Origin of the sequence: Candidatus Neptunochlamydia sp. REUL1 (assembly GCF_963457595.1) — a bacterium.
Lineage (GTDB): Bacteria > Chlamydiota > Chlamydiia > Chlamydiales > Simkaniaceae > Neptunichlamydia.
Window position 1 is genome coordinate 1,069,343 of record NZ_OY735137.1, and the last position, 16,876, is coordinate 1,086,218.

A 16,876-nucleotide genomic window follows, 5' to 3' on the forward strand; every position below is an offset into this window, starting at 1 on the left:
ATCCATCTCCATCTAGCACCTCCGGTGCAAAATGTGGGTTTTGAAAAAGGTTACCAAAAAAAGGAGAAAAAGATAGACTCTTTTCTTTTGGATACGTGCAACCTTGGAGCTCCCGCATGTTGAATGATTATGAAGAATTTAGTGAATCACAGCTAAAAATCATCAAGAGATATGTGACGAGTACATCCAGTCATATCTTCTGTCTCCGTAACCTTCCAGAGGTTATTAAAGGCGCTCTTTTTTCTCGCTACTCAAGATCGAGTCTAGGTTTACGTTCTCTTCTTTTAAAAGAATTTATTTTGAACGAAGAGACGGAGTTTTCGACTATTTCTGGTCAGAGAGAGGCTGAAGTTGACAGCGAGCTTGAAGATCAGAGCATAGCAATTAAGAAAGCGCAAAACTTTTACGACCGTATCCTTGATGGATATGGAGATGACTCTATTGGAGAACTTGGAGGAGCGCATCTTGCCATTGAAAATGTTTCGATGATTGCTGCAAAAATTATTGAAGACTCTCGACTTGGGGGATCTCCTCTGGAAAAATCGACACGTTACATCTATTTTGATCAGAAATACGAAGGGGAGTATCTATTTTATAGAGAACCTATTTTGATGACTTCAGCCTACCGTAATTGCTTTGTCGATATGTGTAACCATCTCTTTGAAACTTATGGCAAGCTAATCCCTCCGTTAACAGCGCAGATGGAAAAAGAATTTCCTAAAGAGCACGATGTTTCCAAAGTGGCTTATACTGCAGCCTTAAGAGCTAAAGTGCTTGATTGTTTGAGAGGACTTCTTCCTGCGAGTGCTCTGACAAATATGGGTGTTTATGGGAATGGGCGTTTCTTCGAAACACTCATTCAAAAGCTCAACTGTCACAACTTAACCGAACTTCAGGAAGTTGCCAGAACCTCTCATCAAGAACTCTCAAAGGTAATCCCTTCTTTTATCCGACGGGCTGATCTGAGCCACAAGCACCAAAATACATACGCTGAATTTCATGAAAAGATGAATGACGAAATTGCCATGATGCGCGACCAGTATACTGGTTCGATCCAGCCCTTAGACCAGCCGATGGTTCGTCTTGTAAACTTTGATCAGGAGAGTCCTATTAAAGTTGCGGCTGCCTTGCTATTTAATCAGTCTGATTGTGGTTTGATGGAGCTTCAGGAGATGTGCAAGAAGCTTTCAAAAGAGGATCTCTCTCGAATTTTTGATGCCGCTTCTGCTTTTAGACAAAACCGTCGTCATAAATCCCCCAGGGCTTTAGAGCATGCAGAGTTTACTTTCGAAATTGTTGCTGATTATGGAATCTATCGCGATCTTCAGCGGCATCGTACGCTTACTCAAGAACGACAACTTCTTACCTGCAACCATGGCTATTATGTTCCTAAAGAAATCCTCGGTACTGAAATGGAAAAAGACTACCGAGAAGCAATGGAAAGGGCAAAAGAAGTTTATGATGAGATTTCTGGGGAACTTCCTGAAGAAGCGCAATACGCAGTTCCGATGGCTTATAATATCCATTGGTATTTTCATATTAACCTGCGCGCTTTGCAGTGGATGTGTGAACTCAGATCCTCTCCTGCGGGACATCCCATGTATCGCTATGTTGCTCAGGAAATGGCAAAGCAAGTTTCTCACACCTTTCCAGAATACGAACGCTTTTTTAAATTTGTTGACTACGACGGATACGAACTGGGCCGCTTAGGTCATGAGATTCGCACTGTAGAAAAAATGAAGTCGACATAATGGGGAAACAGAAAGGCAGCATCTTTGGAGGGACTCTTCTGATCACCGGTAGTTGTATCGGTGCAGGGATGCTTGGTCTACCAATTCTTACTGGAATTCCGGGTTTTCTTCCTTCATTTCTTATGTTCTTTATTGCCTGGGCTTTTATGCTTACAACGGCGCTTCTCATGGTTGAGATTATAGGATGGTTTAAAAAACCGGTTAATCTCATCTCTATGGTTGAAAAAACCTTAGGGCCTATGGGGAAATTTCTATGCTGGTTTCTCTACCTGTTTTTGTTTTATGCGCTTCTTGTGGCTTACATCTCAGCTAGCGGAAATCACTTTTCACTCTTTATGAGTAATACCCTTAAGCTATCACTTCCTAATTGGGCCGGATCCCTCTTCTTTGTCATTATTTTTGGGTGGATCGTCTATCTTGGAACTAAACCGGTTGACCATGTCAATCGCTATCTCATGATTGGGAAGGTTTTATCCTTTGTTCTCCTTGTGTTTCTTGGAGTTCAATTCATTGTTCCTCGATTCCTTCTCCACTGGGAACCAAAGTATGCTCTTTATACCTTCCCCATTCTCATTATCTCCTTTGGGTTCCACAATATGATTCCTGTTCTTATGAAATATATGGATATGGATCGGAAAAGAGTGCGCAAATCAATCTATGCAGGGTCTCTCTTTACCTTTGTCATTTACCTCATCTGGGAAGTTGTTGCTCTTGGTATTCTTCCATTTAATGAAGTGCTCCATAGCTTTAAGATAGATGTTGATGCTGCTCAAGCCATACGTACTTACCTAGGATCCCATCTCATTGGTTATATCGCACAAAGTTTGGCGTTTTTTGCGATCCTTACCTCATTCCTTGCGCAAGCGCTTAGCCTTACCAACTTTCTCAGTGATGGTTTCAAAATCAAACATAAGGAACACGAAAATATTGGAATGTGCCTTCTTGCACTCATTCCACCCCTCCTGTTCTCTCTTGTTTTCCCAGACCTTTTTTTCAAAGCCCTCAATTTTGCTGGTGGGATCTGTGCTGTAGTTCTTTTTGGAATTTTCCCCGCTCTAATGGCCTGGATCGGTCGCTATCAACAAAAGCATCTCCTGAAAGACCGTGTTCCGGGTGGACGCTCTCTACTTATCGTGATCCTCCTCATTGCCGTTCTTATCTTCTTTTACCAGTTCACTAATATGCTCAACTTCCACCTCTTCCCTAAACCCTAGATAGAAAATATAAAAAACTTTTACGGATATTTTTGTGTATTGTAGTTATTCACTCTTACGCAAGTGAAAAATATATTCTAACCCTGCCAAAATCGGGAACCTACCTTCTGAAAAAGATATAGCTAAAGTGACTTAAATTAGTTATAGGCGGTGCTCCTTGAAAAGTTCGTCTATTCCACATTGATATTTTCTTCGCTTAGACTTTGCCTGTGCCCACTTGTGTTCAATAGGGTTTAGATCAGTTTCAGAGGTTATTTCGGGGAAACCTGCAAAGGAGTCAAACAAATGGAGAGAGCTTTTCACTTTGCAAAGATAATCGCTGTAAAGCCTTCCAATGTACCAAATTCTACAATATCTCCCTCGATTTGATTCATTTTGGTGAATTCAATAGCTCTATCAAATGCTTCTGTGTAGACCTTGGTCCCCTTCTCCATAGTATAGCCGTAGATGTCAGGCTGATACTCTGCATGGAGAGACGCGGCAAAGGAAAAAGCAATTATAAACGACAAAATTTTTCTCATAATAAATCACTTTCCTCAATGTAGACGCAAACAAATCAAAACGTTAACAAAGAAAAGATCATCAATGGTAAACTTGTTTCGAACAGGAGAGCGTGATGAAAATCAATCACTATGTAGGCGGGGTTTTACTTGTAGCAGGGACGACGATTGGTGCGGGCATGCTTGCCCTTCCTGTTATGAGCTCTTTTGTTGGTTTTATGCCCTCAATTGCTATATTTCTTCTTTGTTGGGGAGTCATGCTTGCAACGGCGTTCTTTTTTCTCGATGCGAACTTTGCTGTAGAAGGGGAGCCTAACCTGATTTCTATGGTTCATAAGACCTTAGGTGGATGGGGGAAAGGCCTTAGTTGGATCGTTTATCTACTCTTGCTCTATTCACTCACTGCGGCCTATATTTCGGCGAGTAGTCCCTTGTTTGTTTCGGCAGTTCAGTATGTGACAGGATATACAATGCCGCATTGGCTCGGTCCGTTTTGTCTTCCATTGATTTTTGGTTTTTTTGTTTACTTAGGCACGCTGGGTGTCGATATGATCAATCGGATATTAATGTTGGGGCTTTGTGTGTCGTATCTGTTGCTTGTAGGTTTTTTACCAGAGCATATCGATGGCGCTCTACTTACCCGTGTTGATTGGGACCCTACACTCATGATTTTCCCTGTTGTGATTACCTCCTTTGGGTACCATATTATCATACCAAGTTTAACAACTTATATGAATCACGATAAGAAAAAATTGCGGTGGATCCTTGTTGTGGGAAGCCTGCTTCCTCTTGTGATTTACTTACTATGGCAAGTACTTATTTTAGGAATTGTTCCTTTGAGTGGTGAAAATGGACTCGTCCATGCATGGCAACACGGCGCTTCTGCAACGCAGCCACTAACTCAAATCGTTACAAATCCTTGGATCAAGTTGGGGGCGCACTTTTTCTCTTTCTTTGCAATTGTCACATCATTTTTAGGGGTGACATTGAGTCTATCCGACTTTTTAACCGATGGTTTTAAAATTAAGAAGAGCTGGGAAGGCCGGTTAATGGCATGCCTTTTGACGTTTATTCCTCCTTTAATTTTTGTCCTCACTTATCAAAGAGGGTTCTTTGTTGCTTTAGAATATGCTGGTGCGTTTGTTGCCATCCTCCTAATTTTTCTTCCTGCAATGATGGCATGGAAGCTGAAAAAACCACGGTTTTATTCAACAGTTTGGGGACGCACTCTCCTTGTATTTATCATTTTCTTTGCATTCTTTATCGTGGTAGTTGATGTGCTGGCACAGCTGGGCATCTTTAAGCATTTAATTTCTAAATACCTTGGCCATGTTTAAATTAGTCTCCAATTTTGATCCTCAGGGGGATCAACCTGAAGCAATTGAAAGGCTTACCGAGGGGATTAATCTTGGCAAGAGGTCTCAGGTTTTGCTCGGAATTACAGGGTCTGGGAAAACCTTTACCATGGCAAATGTCATAGAGAATGTGCAAAAACCGACGCTCATTTTGGCACATAATAAAACACTTGCAGCGCAACTTTATCAAGAATTTAATGCGCTGTTTCCAAACAATGCTGTGGAATATTTTGTCTCTTATTATGACTATTACCAACCTGAGGCATATGTTCCAAGAACAGATACTTATATTGAAAAAGATTTATCGATTAACGACCGAATAGAAAAGCTGCGGCTACGGGCAACGTGTTCTTTGCTTGAAAGAGAAGATGTCATCATTGTCTCCTCGGTGTCATGTATCTATGGACTTGGAATGCCTGAGTACTTTCGTGAAATGAAGTTAGCATTGAATGTGGGAGAAAGTTATCGCCGTGATGATGTCCTGTTGCACCTTATTGAGTTGCAGTATTCGCGGAATGATTATGAGCTCTCTCGATCTCACTTTCGAGTGAGAGGTGATATTCTGGAAATTGTTCCTGCCTATGAAGATGATGTAGGGTATCGCATTGAGTTTTTTGGAGATGAGATTGAGAGAATTAGTGAAATTGATCCACTAACAGGGAAAGTTAAGGCCCGGGTAAAAGGACTTTCAATCTATCCAGGTTCTCACCATGTCACTCCTGAAGAAGCACGATTAAGCGCAATGGTCACAATTAAAAAAGAGCTGAGAGAAAGAAGTGATCATTTCCGCCGAGAAAATCTACTTGTTGAACAGCAGCGTATTGAGCAGCGGACGAAATATGACCTCGAAATGATTAAGGAAATTGGGTATTGCAAAGGAGTTGAGAATTATTCTCGCCATTTTGGGGCAAGAAACCCTGGAGAGCCTCCCGCATGTCTTTTGGATTATTTTCCTAGCAACTACTTGGTTTTTGTCGACGAATCTCACCAAACCCTCCCACAAATCCATGCAATGCACAATGGGGATCGAGCAAGAAAGCAATCTTTAGTGGATTTTGGGTTCCGGCTGCCTTCAGCTTATGACAACCGCCCGTTGAAATTTGAAGAATTTTATAATCACATTCACCAAGTTGTGTATGTATCGGCAACTCCGGGACCTTGGGAGGTAAACGAAGCTAAAGGGGACGTAGTTCAGCAAATTATTCGCCCAACAGGACTTCTTGATCCTGTGATTGAAGTAAGGCCCGCAACAAACCAGGTTGATGACTGTCTTGATGAGATCCGTGTTGAAACAAGCAAAGGGGGACGAGTTCTTGTCACAACGCTTACAAAAAAACTTTCGGAAGATCTTTCTAAATATTTGCAAGAGATTGGAGTGAAGGCAAAATATTTGCATTCTGATATCGCTACTTTAGAACGGGTAGAAATCATTAAAGATCTGAGAAAGGGAGTATTTGATGTGCTTGTGGGGATTAACTTGCTTAGAGAAGGATTAGATATTCCCGAAGTGACATTGGTTGCGATACTAGATGCTGACAAGGAAGGGTTTCTGCGGAGTGAAACGGCGCTTACCCAGACCTGTGGGCGAGCAGCCCGCAACAATGAGGGGCGGGTTATCATGTATGCGGATAAGGAAACCAAGTCTATCAAGAATACGATTCAGGTGACTACAGATCGTCGGAAGATTCAAACTGAGTATAATCGTAAACATGGGATCACCCCAAAAACGGTATGCAAAGATTTTTCAGAAGATTTGGCGGAAGCATTTCATGAATATAAAGCAGCGGAAGGAAAAGAAAAAGAAGCTGCTATCTCTGTATCTCCGAAAGAAATCCTTGAGCGAATGAGAGAGTGCGAAAAGGAAATGAAGCTTGCTGCAAAAGAGCTCCGTTTTGAAGACGCATCTCGCTTCCGCGATCTTATGAAATACTATCAAGATCTTCAGCTGTTAGAGGACTCCCCTCTTTAAGCAGCTTATTCAAATGAAAGTGACACTTTTTGAAAAAGGCACGAGGGAAAAAAGGGCGGTACTCTTTGTGTTTTGCAAGGAAGAGGACGAGACGGACTCCTCCATGGGAAAGGAGCCCTGTTGATTTGAAAAGGTTTTCTAGGTCTCTATCCTTAATATCTCTCATAAGAGCATGAAACATTCCCTCCTGATGCTCAGATGACTTTAGAATGTTTGCGTACGATTTCTCTGAAAGGCGGAAGGCTCCAAAAAGAGAGGGGATGTAGCCAACACCGTAGTGCAATGCTACAAGACAGTTAAGGTACCAGTCACTAAAACTTTTGAGTTCGGGGTTCAATCCTCCAAATGCAACAATGTGTTTCCTGCGATAGATAGCGCAGTTTGAATGGATAAAAAACGTGGTTTTTTTAAAGACTTTAGGGAGAGTTTCTTTTGTAAAAATCTGGGGAGAGTTCCCTAGAGGCATTCGATCAGGAACAAGAAAATGAGGAGTATGGTCTTCAAAATGACAGGTTTTACCTGTGCACATCCCTACTTCGGGGTGGCTTTTAAGAAAAGATGTAGCTTTTTCAAAGAATCCAGGAAGAATGAAGTCATCGGCAGAACAAAAAGCAAGTAGTTCAGATTGCGCTTGTTGGATGCCTCGGTTAATGGTGGGGACAGGGCCTTGGTTTGTTTCATTTTGAATGAGTTTAATTTGAGGGTATTTTTGTTGCCATGCTTTGATCAAAGGAACACTTTCATCAGTCGAGGCATCGTCAATGATAAGGACTTCATTTGGAAGGAGTGACTGAGAGAAAATAGCTTCAAGCGCTGCCGCCAAATGGTGACTATGGTTGAAGTTGGGAAGGACAACAGAGAGCGCCATTAGTTGAAGGTGACGAGGGTTCGTGCAGCTTGGCCACTATCTAATAGGGAGACAAGGGCATTGATTTCACTCAAGGGGGACTCGTGAGAAATTAGACGGTTAAGCTGGTTATTTCCAGGATAGAACGACCGCAGGAAAAAAGGGATGTCTTGATCAGGCTTAACTTTTCCGCCCCAAGTCCCAATAAGTTTTTTACCCTTAATAAAATCAAAAGGGTCACATTCAATCTTGGTGTCTTTGGGAACATTTCCTGCAAGAACACAGAGGCCTGTTTGGTCTTTTACTGCCTTAAAAGCAAGTTCCATGACTTCTTTTTTACCCACAGCCTCAACAGCAAAATCGATTCCTTTTCCATCGGTGATTGAGTCAAGTGAAGAAAGAAGATCATCCGGGTTGTAAAGCAGAGTATGAGTTGCTCCAAATTCTTTTGCCAGAGTGAGCTTTGCAGGTTCCAGGTCGATCGCGATAATCTTTTTAGCTTTTTTGGCAGTTGCTGCAACAAGAGCACTGAGACCGATTCCACCAAGTCCGAAAAGAGCAATTGTTGAGTCCAGGGTAAGGGTGAGTTCATTGTAAATAATCCCTGCTCCTGTGGGAATTGCACATCCAAATAAAGAAGCTTCTTTCAGGGGGACATCTGAAGGGATGGGAATAAGGCGATTCTCGGCAATGACTGCGTACTCTAGAAAAGTACTGATAGGCCCGGAATTCACTTTTAAGTTGCCACATTGGTAGATAGCTCCTTTAGCATCAATTCCCTCTCCCTTAATCCAGGTCAGAATCACTGAGTCATCTATTTTTACTTTCGTAACACCAGGTCCAGTATCAACGACGATCCCTGACCCTTCGTGTCCGAGTGTGTGAGGTAAAAATCTGTCGGGACCCTTGAGTCCTTTGATTTCATTGAGCTGTGTACGGCAAATTCCGCTGTATTTCATTTGGACAAGAACCTGACCTTCTTGAAGCTTCGGAATTTCAAGTTCCATCAATTCAAGAGGAGCACCACACTCTATTAAAATGGCAGCATGGGACTTCATGATTTCTTCTTGCACCCAACTGTGATAAAATAATGAGCAAGAGGAAGATACCCGGTATGTACAACTTCATCATTAGCAGCAAACATGAATACAAACTCGAAATGCTCTCGCATCTCAGCTTCTAGCCTTTCATGGGAATAGATGTTGATGTGGCCTTTTTTAGACACTTCGGAAGCAAAATCTTGAGAGATCTTACTTGGTGTTCCAATAACGCAGAGTCCTTCAGGAGTTAGCTCTTTAGCAATCCCTTCGATAAAATCATGTGCATGTTCCGGAAGAATATGCTCAATCACATCAAAATTAATGACTGCATCCCAATTGCCTGTGTCTTCGTTTTTCAAAAAATCGCCGGTTTCAAACTCCACAAAAGGTTCTTTAAAGTTTTTTTGTGCCTGGGTAATTGCATCTTCATCAAAGTCGACTCCTTTTGCAAACCCACATTCCTTACCAACTAGAAAAGTCCCGAGACCTTCATTGCAACCGACGTCAAGAACTCGCCTGCCTTTTCCTATGAGCTTGGAAGCAAATTTATAGTACGACATGCAATGCAAAACGCGTCTCGGGGTTTTATGGAACCAAAACGAAGCATACCGCCCCAAATTAACTTCAGGAACTTCCTGCATAAGTTCTTCTGCGACACAGGACCAATTTGACTTAGACTCTTTCATTATTCACTTGTCTCGTTTGCTGTTGCGGTGAAATAATTTTGTGCTTGCGCCGTTAAAGCAGAGCTGCTGAGCGGTTCGTAATAGTCGGGGCGGGCACTGAGGTCGACGGGCGCAAAGGCACTCATGACTCGAATGTCTGAGCTCCAGCGGGTTGTGGTTCCGTTGTTGACCACACATCCATGAACGGTTGAGAGGCTAAAGGCGATGGCTTGGCCCAACTTAAGTGGGACGGCAAGCATCTCATTTGCAATTGAGGGATCCATCACTTTTGGAGCATAGAGGAAACCCAACTGGTGTTTTGATGATCCTTTACGAACAGCCTCATCTGGATTTTCAATTTGCGTTGTAGGAAAATGATTTTCAGAAAGGGTATGAGATCCTGTCATGACTTGAAGAGCTGAAGGTGCTGGCACATCTACGTAAGGGACGAGAACAGAGAGTTCAAAAGGGGAACCTCCATAAAAGGTATCTCTATGGTAACCAATGTTATCTTGAGATTTTCCTGGGCGAGCCATTCTTAAGTAGGGGCTTCGCTGGACACAAAGGTCAAGCCCCATAAAGGGTTTAAATAACGAAAGTTGTTTTTCGATGATTGCCTTTCCAAATTTTTGATTTCGGAAGAATTCAGTCATCTTAACCTGAAGATCAGTGTGTTGAGCATCATTTTCAACTTCAGTATGGTATTCTTCTAGAGGAATGTTTTTTCCTAAGAGTTCTTTTAAGTGCGCTTGAAGGGCTTCACGCGCCCTCATTACGGGAGCTTGATCGATAAAATCGATAACAACCCAACCTTTCTCAGAAAAATGTTCAATATCAATCATAATAAACCTCTTTTTTATGAACCCCGACACACAGAAGATAGTGGGCCATCGAACCAAATCCAGTGTGCATGGTTTCATCATTCATTCCAAAAGGAAAGACTTGATGGAAATACGTTTTCATCACCTCAAGAAGGCGTTCTTGAGTGTACATATTGACATGCCCTAACTGGCTGGCTTTAGACGCATAGGGGGCTGCTGTAATGTTAGGTGTCCCAATGATACAAATTCCATTTTCCGCCATATTTTTATGTACAGTCTCAAAGTATGTATTTTCAAACTCTGGGAGGATGTGTTCCACAACGTCAAGGGAAACAACTCCATCAAAAGAACCATAGGTTTTCCCCATAAAATCATCATGAAGAAACTGAAGTTTCTCATCGATCATATTTGTTTTGGCCGCTTCTAGAGCAGGTTGATCAAGGTCGACGCCGGTGTATTTGGTGGTGTTTTCTGCCAAAATTGTTGTTCCGATTCCGTCGCTACACCCAAGCTCTAAGATATGGTGACGCTTTCCAAGCATTTTTGTTGAAAATTTATACCGAGAAAGAACGAAACCAAGACGCTTGGGATCGTTCCTAAAGTTGAAAGACCAGTGAGGACCAAACTTATAAGTGTGTTCCGAAAATAGTTTTGTTGTTTCGTCCCATGCAGCTTTTTCTTCACTATCAAATATCGCCATCGTGTTCTCTATTCAATTAATGAAATTCGGAGTCTAGAGAAGTTCTAATTTTTAGAAAAGAAAAAGTTGCTTGTTATCCTTTCGGAAGAATTGACTTTATATATATAAATGACTAGCCTGCGGTCGTCCACTCAACATAAAGGATGTTATGAGGTCGTACTCTTTGTTGGAGCGTGTACTGTTATACAGAAGGTTTCGTTTAAAGGTAGTTAACGCGTACAAATTTGATGGGCAACCTCCTTGCTATGTCTTGTGGTTTATAAAGCGGACTTGGAGATACTTTAGATCTCGTATCGTTCGGTTCATCATAGGATTCTTTAAGCATTCGGAAGCCCCTCTCGGCATTTGTCTCGAAAAGCTGGTCTATAGTCCCATCAAAAAAAAAATTGATCATCTCTCGCCTGACGCGCAATTGTTTTTGATTAGTCGGCATGACTTTGGGCCCTTGATCTGTATGATACATTATGCAGCTCTATGGGAAAAAGAAAGGGGAAAGGTTGCAATCATTATTCTTGCGCAGGAACAAGCATTTGTCTGTTCGCTAGTAAAGTTAGTTTGTCCAGAAGCTACAATCATTGATTGCTTTCTTTTACGAAATTTTAGGACTCTTTATAGAAATCAAGAGATCTTCAGTTCAACATTTCAGAACATATACTCTCAAGTGCTTATTGAAAATAACAAAGCTATTTTCCTTTGGGACAATCAATTTTCATTTTTAAAAGAGAACTTTTTTGTCATTGGGGAATATGTAAGACATTTTGATCCAGTTGTCAAGTTTGAAGGAAAAAAACCAAAAAGATTTACAGCGGCATATTTAACTTTTCGAGAGAACTATTTTGTGCGCAAAAAATATTGGGATGATTATACCGATATGGTTGTTTCAGGGCCTGCTTTACAGCCTAATTCAATCATTGAAAAAACGAGAAAGAATTTAATCAGAGAGATTAATGTAACTAGACCCTATGTTGTTCTTAACTTAAGCTCTATCAAAACGACCTCAGGAAATATTCTTACGGATCGTAGAAGGATCCAATATCCCCACAGGTTTAATGGACTAATTGATTTGCTGATAGAGAAAGGATTTGATGTGGTACTTCAAGGTCGAAAGGAACAACCGCACTTCAAACCTAGAAAGCATTTTTTCGACTATGCTCATAGTAAATACTGCACGCCCGAGAATGACCTGGCTCTTTATTCTGATGCTCTGTTTGTGGTTGCTGCCAAATCAGGACCAGAGATTTTTTGTAGCTTGTTTGATATTCCGCTTCTAGGTGTTAACTATAATGAGAATGTATTAATGTTGCATAACGTTAAGTATCGCTTTTTCTATAAACACGTAAAAGGACCCAAGGGAGCTTATTTAAATTGGAAAGAGATATTAAGAAGCCCTCTCTTTTTTGAGTTTGGAGTAGAAACAGTTCATCCCAATTCAAAAGCATATATATATGAGGAGATGAATGAGGAAGAACTGATTGATTCATTGGAGGAATTTATCCCCTTTATTCATGCTCCAAAAGAAACGTGGCTAAATTATTCAGAAAACCAACAAAGGTTTCGGAAATCTTTGACTCCGTTACATTTTGACTTATATACTTGTCCTTCTGTTCCTTGTGATACATATCTTGCCTCTGCAAAGAGCGGAGCCTAATACCTCGTGTCGTTATCTACACGATGCTATTTCCAAAGGTCCACTCGAAGTGCTATGCCTACTTTGATCCATTTGTTCTAAATATGTCATGGTGGGAACCCCATAAGCCTTGTGGAGATCAAAATGTTTTTTCTCTAAACTACCTTTAAAAGTCTGTTGAAGCGGAGAATAATCTAGCCAAGATTCTTCGTTTTTATCCAAGAGCGTAAGGAACTCTTCAATTGTGTGAATAATTTCTTCTTCGCTCATTTCGTCATAACGAAGCTCACTACTTGTATTTAGATTGGTGTGATTAAAAAATCCTGGATGGTTTAAATACTCTCTCCAACTGAGGTATTTTTCTTCCCTTTTGTCGTAAACATGTTTAAAAAAGAAGCGATGCTTCTTATGCGGAAGAAGGGAGGTTGGTTCAACGTAATTTAGGCCTAGCAAGGGAGTATTAAAGACCTGAGACAAAATTTCAGAGTTGCCCTTTGAAGAAATCACAAATTCTGCATAGGCATACAGAGCTAAATCATTTTCTAATGAGACATTTATGTCGCGTGAGTAGTCGTGGAAGTGTTGTCTAGGGGCAAATGCTGGTTGTTCTCTTTGACCCTGAAGAATGACAGCATATCCTCTCCGAATGAGTAAATCAATAACCAGGCTAAACTTCTTAGATGAAGTTCCTCTGAAAGGGGAGCTATTGAGATGGAGAATAACATAGGGGCGATTAATTCCGAGGGTATGTAACAACAGATGGTTGATTTTTTCTAACTTCTCTTTTCTGTCATTAATTGTTATTTCTGAAAAAATTTGAAAGTAATCATTCCATGTATCTTTTCTCTTAAAATAAAACTGATTGTATTGGGTGTAAGCTTTTAAGAAGGGTTTCGGAACATCCTTAGTTTCAGAAGATTCTATGAAATGATTATAAGAAGACGTAAAAGTCTTGTCATAAGGTATAGGTTGATATTCGAATAGATATAATGAGTTTGATGCTATTGTTTTGAAGTAAGAAAATATATTTTTTGAGAAAAAATTATGATGGATTTGTAAAGAAGTCCTTTGAAAGAGCCATTTAGGGAAAGGATTATCATAGCGAAGGACCTTCACACTTGGGCAAATATAAGGAAATAAAAGATCTATAGTTTCAGCTGCATGCGATGCTGCAATAAGGATGGGAGGCTGTCTTATTCTTGCCCAATATTCTGCGTATTCTAAAGTATGTACTATTGCTTTTAGATTAGTTTCAATCAAAAGGAAAATATCATCATCGTTGGATATAAAATCAACTTCTTTACAAATGAATCTACAGAATTTCCTAGAGTTGAGCTTATTTATTATTGGTAACATAAATTATTTTTGTGGTTAACATTCCATTATTCAACTGATACCGCCTGTTTCTGTCGACTTAATCTGCGTTTTAGCAAAAGCAGTTTTGTGTTTCAACTCATTCAAAAATAAATTTTTATTGTGGTAGATAGTCGCTAATTTTGAGATTGAATCTTGAAGAGTCTGAGTCTTAATGGTAATGGTTTCATACAGTTTTTTGCAGTTAAGAGTTGTTTTTTTGGGGCGTGTGCTTCCCTTTAGCTCGTCTAGGGTAATTGGTTTGACAAGTGTTGTTGAAATATTAAGGGCTTTACATACCTTTAACGCCAGTGCGTACCGGCTTAATGTTTCTTGTCCCCCAATATTTATCAATCCTGTAATATTTTGATCTATAAGTTCTTGGGTAATAGTTACAAGATCGTCGACGTGGAGGGGACAAAACTCTTGATCGGTTGCGGCTCGAATTGCTTTTCCTTGTGTTAAATTGTGCATCATCTCATCTAACAGAGAATTATCGCCTGTGAAGGTGGAGTAGATTTTAGATAGGCGGAGCATTAAATAATTTCCGCTTGTAACATCGTGAATTCTGCTTTCCAACTCCGCTTTCTGTTTTCCATATGCATTGATCGGGCATGTAGATGAAGACTCTGTATATCCTCCTTTTTCTCCGTTGAAGACGTAGTCTGTAGAGAATAAAATGGGACATAAGCCCATTTCTCTGCATTGTTTTGCAAGTTCGAGTGTCCCGGTAACATTGATTGCGTAAGTTTTTTTGGGGTTTTTGTTGCATTCGTTAATATTTGCACATCCAGCAGCAATGATCACATGTGTTTCTGTTGAAAGGGGCAAGGCTTTTAAGTCAGGAGATCTTAAATCAAGTAGGTAAGGTGCCTCTTTGTAATTTGTAAAAATGGTAGGGTTCATAGAGACTGTAAGGCGTTTGCCAATGAATCCTTGAGATCCAATAATGACTAGTTTGGTACTCATTCAAACAAGGGCTCTTTCAGGGGGGTGTGTAGATTGCAAGTGCCAGAGATAGGAATATTCTCCGTTTGCTTCAATGAGATCTTCGTGGGTTCCTGTTTCAGCTACTTGGCCGTCATTAAGTACAATAATCTGATCTGCAGAGATTATCGTTGAAAGGCGGTGAGCTATGACAATAAGAGTGCACCGATTTCGGCACTTCTCAAGTGTTGTTTTAATGGTTTGCTCATTAAGACTATCAAGATTACTTGTTGCTTCATCAAAGATCATAATTTCGGGATTTCTGATTAATGCGCGTGCGATAGCAATACGTTGGGCTTCTCCTCCAGAAATTTTATACCCATGCTCTCCAAGAGGAGAGTCAAGCCCGTCAGGAAGATTAGTTATTACCTCGTAGCATCCAGCGGTTTTACACGCTTCTAGAACCTCCTCGTCTGTCGCTGTTGTTCCAAAGCAGACGTTTTCACGAGCGGGGTCGTTAAAGATAACTGTATTCTGGGATACGACACCGAGTTTTGATCGCCAACTTTGAATATTGTATTTGCTCAGTTCAACGCCATCAATAAGGATTTTTCCTTCTGTTGGTTCGAATAAGCGTGTGATAAGGCTAACCAAGGAAGTTTTCCCTGCCCCAGAAAGCCCAACAATAGCTGTCAACTTTTGGTGAGGAATAAAGAGAGAGACGCTGTCTAAAGCATTTTGCTTCTTTGAAGGATATCTAAAGGAAGTATTGCGAAACTCAATCCCTTTTCGAACCTGGGCTGCGGCTACTCCATCCGTGGGCTCAAATCCTTTGTCTTTTGTGGTTAAGATCTCATTAAGCTTTACGATAGACCCACTTTGAGAAGCCATTACTCCAAAGTGGTTTAGGATTTCTCTTGCAGTTGTTGTAAAACGATAAGCTGTTACCGTGTAGGTTAATAAAAGAGGAAGAGAGTGTTCATTAGAGATAACAAGAAACAGAGAGCTTATCGCAATAGTTGCGGCCATCATGACCATGCTAAAAACCTCACCAGTAGCAAGCAATAATGCTTGTAGTTTGGCATTTCCTTGCTGATATCCCTGCATTTTTGCCATGAGCGAGTGACTTCGTTTGAGGATTGTTTTTTGCATGCCAAAAATATGGATGAGTTTGATTCCATTGATTGCTTGGACAACATCGTTGTTATATTGTAGCAACTTTGTTGCACATTCCTCTGAAAAGCGGCTGATAATAGCAAGGATTTTCTTATAGGCAATTCCTGAGATAAAAAAAAAGCCACAAAAAAAGAGGGTTAGAGGAGCAGATATCTTAAAGAGGACAAGACTTAGAACTCCCAATACACAAGACTGAACAATAACCTTATGAAAGGACTGAAGCATGGGAATGATGGCTCCAGAGGGGATTTGCGTATAGGAAGCAAGCCCACCTGTTTTATAATTACTCACCGTTGAAAAGTTGAACGAGAGAATATGCGAGTAAATATTTTGGTGTGCATCACAACCAATACGAGCATTAAGCTTTGCTGCCTGTAAAGCCGAAAGATACATGACCAAAGATTTCAGAATCTGTGCGAAAATTGCGGCAATAACCATGTAAACAAAAAGTTGATTCGAAGAAATCTCTTGGAGATGCGGAATACGTGCTATCTTGGATAAGATGGGTTTCCCATGAAAAACTTCAACGCCTTTTCCACTCATGATATATAGTGAAGAAAGAAGAAGGGTAAAAGTTATGCCTTCTAAAAAGGCAGCAAGGCAGCCTGGAGTAGAAATGAAAAAAAACTTAATCAGGTCTTTCTTTTTTCTTTTAAAGATGATGTTGTAGATATTACGGACATATTCTTTTCTTCTTTTTAGCATAACCTATTAGCTCTTTGATAATCTGAGGGGGCAATTTAACTAAAACAATCAATCGTTTTCATTCGCATCGAACTGCTCTAATGGAGTCACCTTCAAGGTGACTCCTAAAGAAACCGGGCTGACCATTGCTAAGGGCATTATTCCATTTATTTAATAAAGCGTCTACACCAAACGGGCGATTCCAAACTGGTCTGGATTGAGGTCTTGAGAGGTCTAGTTTGTAATC

At 40.6% G+C, this 16,876-nt stretch carries 15 protein-coding genes; 5 read left to right on the forward strand and 10 right to left on the reverse strand.

Translation table 11 applies throughout. The features are described from left to right. Window positions 1-116 precede the first annotated feature (116 nt). On the forward strand, window positions 117-1,751 hold the full coding sequence (locus R2I63_RS05940) for an FAD-dependent thymidylate synthase (RefSeq protein ID WP_316355776.1): 1,635 nt from the start codon (window positions 117-119) through the stop codon (window positions 1,749-1,751). Beyond that, entirely contained in the window at window positions 1,751-2,965 is a 1,215-nt protein-coding gene (locus R2I63_RS05945; RefSeq protein WP_316355778.1) for an amino acid permease, read from the forward strand. The genes R2I63_RS05940 and R2I63_RS05945 overlap by 1 nt, the downstream gene beginning before the upstream one ends. Before the next feature lie 141 nt (window positions 2,966-3,106). Here the strand turns inward: R2I63_RS05945 and R2I63_RS05950 are convergent, their stop codons facing one another. Continuing rightward, window positions 3,107-3,250 (reverse strand): hypothetical protein, encoded by a 144-nt coding sequence (locus tag R2I63_RS05950; RefSeq protein ID WP_316355780.1) that lies wholly within the window; start codon window positions 3,248-3,250, stop codon window positions 3,107-3,109. Window positions 3,251-3,264: 14 nt separating this feature from the next. Further along, the gene (locus R2I63_RS05955) at window positions 3,265-3,486 is read right to left on the reverse strand and encodes a hypothetical protein (RefSeq protein ID WP_316355782.1); all 222 of its coding nucleotides are present in this window, start codon (window positions 3,484-3,486) and stop codon (window positions 3,265-3,267) included. A 95-nt stretch (window positions 3,487-3,581) separates the two neighbouring features. Between R2I63_RS05955 and R2I63_RS05960 the strand changes: the two genes are divergently transcribed. After that, window positions 3,582-4,802 (forward strand): amino acid permease, encoded by a 1,221-nt coding sequence (locus tag R2I63_RS05960; protein ID WP_316355785.1) that lies wholly within the window; start codon window positions 3,582-3,584, stop codon window positions 4,800-4,802. Further along, a complete protein-coding gene (uvrB, locus tag R2I63_RS05965; protein WP_445083632.1) occupies window positions 4,789-6,789 on the forward strand; it encodes an excinuclease ABC subunit UvrB in 2,001 nt (666 codons plus the stop codon). The genes R2I63_RS05960 and uvrB overlap by 14 nt, the downstream gene beginning before the upstream one ends. On the opposite strand, the gene R2I63_RS05970 is transcribed toward uvrB, so the two are convergent. The 5 genes from R2I63_RS05970 to R2I63_RS05990 are packed head-to-tail and all read right to left on the reverse strand — an operon-like array spanning window position 6,740 to window position 10,862. After that, complete coding sequence (locus R2I63_RS05970; RefSeq protein ID WP_316355790.1) at window positions 6,740-7,657, reverse strand: glycosyltransferase family 2 protein; 918 nt, start codon at window positions 7,655-7,657, stop codon at window positions 6,740-6,742. The genes uvrB and R2I63_RS05970 overlap by 50 nt on opposite strands. Beyond that, window positions 7,657-8,694 carry a zinc-binding dehydrogenase gene (locus R2I63_RS05975; RefSeq protein WP_316355792.1) on the reverse strand — a complete coding sequence of 346 codons (1,038 nt, stop codon included), beginning with the start codon at window positions 8,692-8,694 and terminating at the stop codon, window positions 7,657-7,659. Before R2I63_RS05975 ends, R2I63_RS05970 begins: the two co-directional genes overlap by 1 nt. Further along, window positions 8,691-9,362: a class I SAM-dependent methyltransferase gene (locus R2I63_RS05980; RefSeq protein WP_316355793.1), complete on the reverse strand. Its 672-nt coding sequence runs from the start codon at window positions 9,360-9,362 to the stop codon at window positions 8,691-8,693. Before R2I63_RS05980 ends, R2I63_RS05975 begins: the two co-directional genes overlap by 4 nt. Further along, window positions 9,362-10,183 (reverse strand): hypothetical protein, encoded by an 822-nt coding sequence (locus R2I63_RS05985; protein WP_316355796.1) that lies wholly within the window; start codon window positions 10,181-10,183, stop codon window positions 9,362-9,364. Before R2I63_RS05985 ends, R2I63_RS05980 begins: the two co-directional genes overlap by 1 nt. Beyond that, entirely contained in the window at window positions 10,176-10,862 is a 687-nt protein-coding gene (locus R2I63_RS05990; protein WP_316355798.1) for a class I SAM-dependent methyltransferase, read from the reverse strand. Before R2I63_RS05990 ends, R2I63_RS05985 begins: the two co-directional genes overlap by 8 nt. 454 nt (window positions 10,863-11,316) lie before the next feature. Between R2I63_RS05990 and R2I63_RS05995 the strand changes: the two genes are divergently transcribed. Further along, window positions 11,317-12,510: a TIGR04372 family glycosyltransferase gene (locus R2I63_RS05995; RefSeq protein WP_316355800.1), complete on the forward strand. Its 1,194-nt coding sequence runs from the start codon at window positions 11,317-11,319 to the stop codon at window positions 12,508-12,510. A gap of 12 nt (window positions 12,511-12,522) precedes the next feature. Here R2I63_RS05995 and R2I63_RS06000 read toward each other — a convergent pair whose 3' ends face one another. From R2I63_RS06000 to R2I63_RS06010, 3 genes are read right to left on the reverse strand one after another with little or no spacing between them, the layout of a single operon-like run. Then, the gene (locus R2I63_RS06000; RefSeq protein WP_316355802.1) at window positions 12,523-13,845 is read right to left on the reverse strand and encodes a TIGR04372 family glycosyltransferase; all 1,323 of its coding nucleotides are present in this window, start codon (window positions 13,843-13,845) and stop codon (window positions 12,523-12,525) included. A gap of 30 nt (window positions 13,846-13,875) precedes the next feature. Then, window positions 13,876-14,811 carry an SDR family oxidoreductase gene (locus tag R2I63_RS06005; RefSeq protein ID WP_316355804.1) on the reverse strand — a complete coding sequence of 312 codons (936 nt, stop codon included), beginning with the start codon at window positions 14,809-14,811 and terminating at the stop codon, window positions 13,876-13,878. Beyond that, window positions 14,812-16,650, reverse strand: coding sequence for an ABC transporter ATP-binding protein (locus R2I63_RS06010; RefSeq protein ID WP_316355806.1), 1,839 nt, complete (start codon window positions 16,648-16,650; stop codon window positions 14,812-14,814). It lies immediately after the preceding gene. Window positions 16,651-16,876 lie beyond the last annotated feature (226 nt).

Bases quoted from the DNA above. Each gene is read 5' to 3' on its own strand.
- R2I63_RS05970 (WP_316355790.1), bottom strand. From the start codon at position 7,657: ATGGCGCTCTCTGTTGTCCTTCCCAACTTCAACCATAGTCACCATTTG.
- R2I63_RS05955 (WP_316355782.1), bottom strand. From the start codon at position 3,486: ATGAGAAAAATTTTGTCGTTTATAATTGCTTTTTCCTTTGCCGCGTCT.
- R2I63_RS05940 (WP_316355776.1), top strand. From the start codon at position 117: ATGTTGAATGATTATGAAGAATTTAGTGAATCACAGCTAAAAATCATC.
- R2I63_RS06005 (WP_316355804.1), bottom strand. From the start codon at position 14,811: ATGAGTACCAAACTAGTCATTATTGGATCTCAAGGATTCATTGGCAAA.
- R2I63_RS05975 (WP_316355792.1), bottom strand. From the start codon at position 8,694: ATGAAGTCCCATGCTGCCATTTTAATAGAGTGTGGTGCTCCTCTTGAA.
- R2I63_RS05990 (WP_316355798.1), bottom strand. From the start codon at position 10,862: ATGGCGATATTTGATAGTGAAGAAAAAGCTGCATGGGACGAAACAACA.
- R2I63_RS05945 (WP_316355778.1), top strand. From the start codon at position 1,751: ATGGGGAAACAGAAAGGCAGCATCTTTGGAGGGACTCTTCTGATCACC.
- R2I63_RS05995 (WP_316355800.1), top strand. From the start codon at position 11,317: ATGATACATTATGCAGCTCTATGGGAAAAAGAAAGGGGAAAGGTTGCA.
- R2I63_RS05985 (WP_316355796.1), bottom strand. From the start codon at position 10,183: ATGATTGATATTGAACATTTTTCTGAGAAAGGTTGGGTTGTTATCGAT.
- R2I63_RS06010 (WP_316355806.1), bottom strand. From the start codon at position 16,650: ATGCTAAAAAGAAGAAAAGAATATGTCCGTAATATCTACAACATCATC.
- R2I63_RS05960 (WP_316355785.1), top strand. From the start codon at position 3,582: ATGAAAATCAATCACTATGTAGGCGGGGTTTTACTTGTAGCAGGGACG.
- R2I63_RS05980 (WP_316355793.1), bottom strand. From the start codon at position 9,362: ATGAAAGAGTCTAAGTCAAATTGGTCCTGTGTCGCAGAAGAACTTATG.
- R2I63_RS06000 (WP_316355802.1), bottom strand. From the start codon at position 13,845: ATGTTACCAATAATAAATAAGCTCAACTCTAGGAAATTCTGTAGATTC.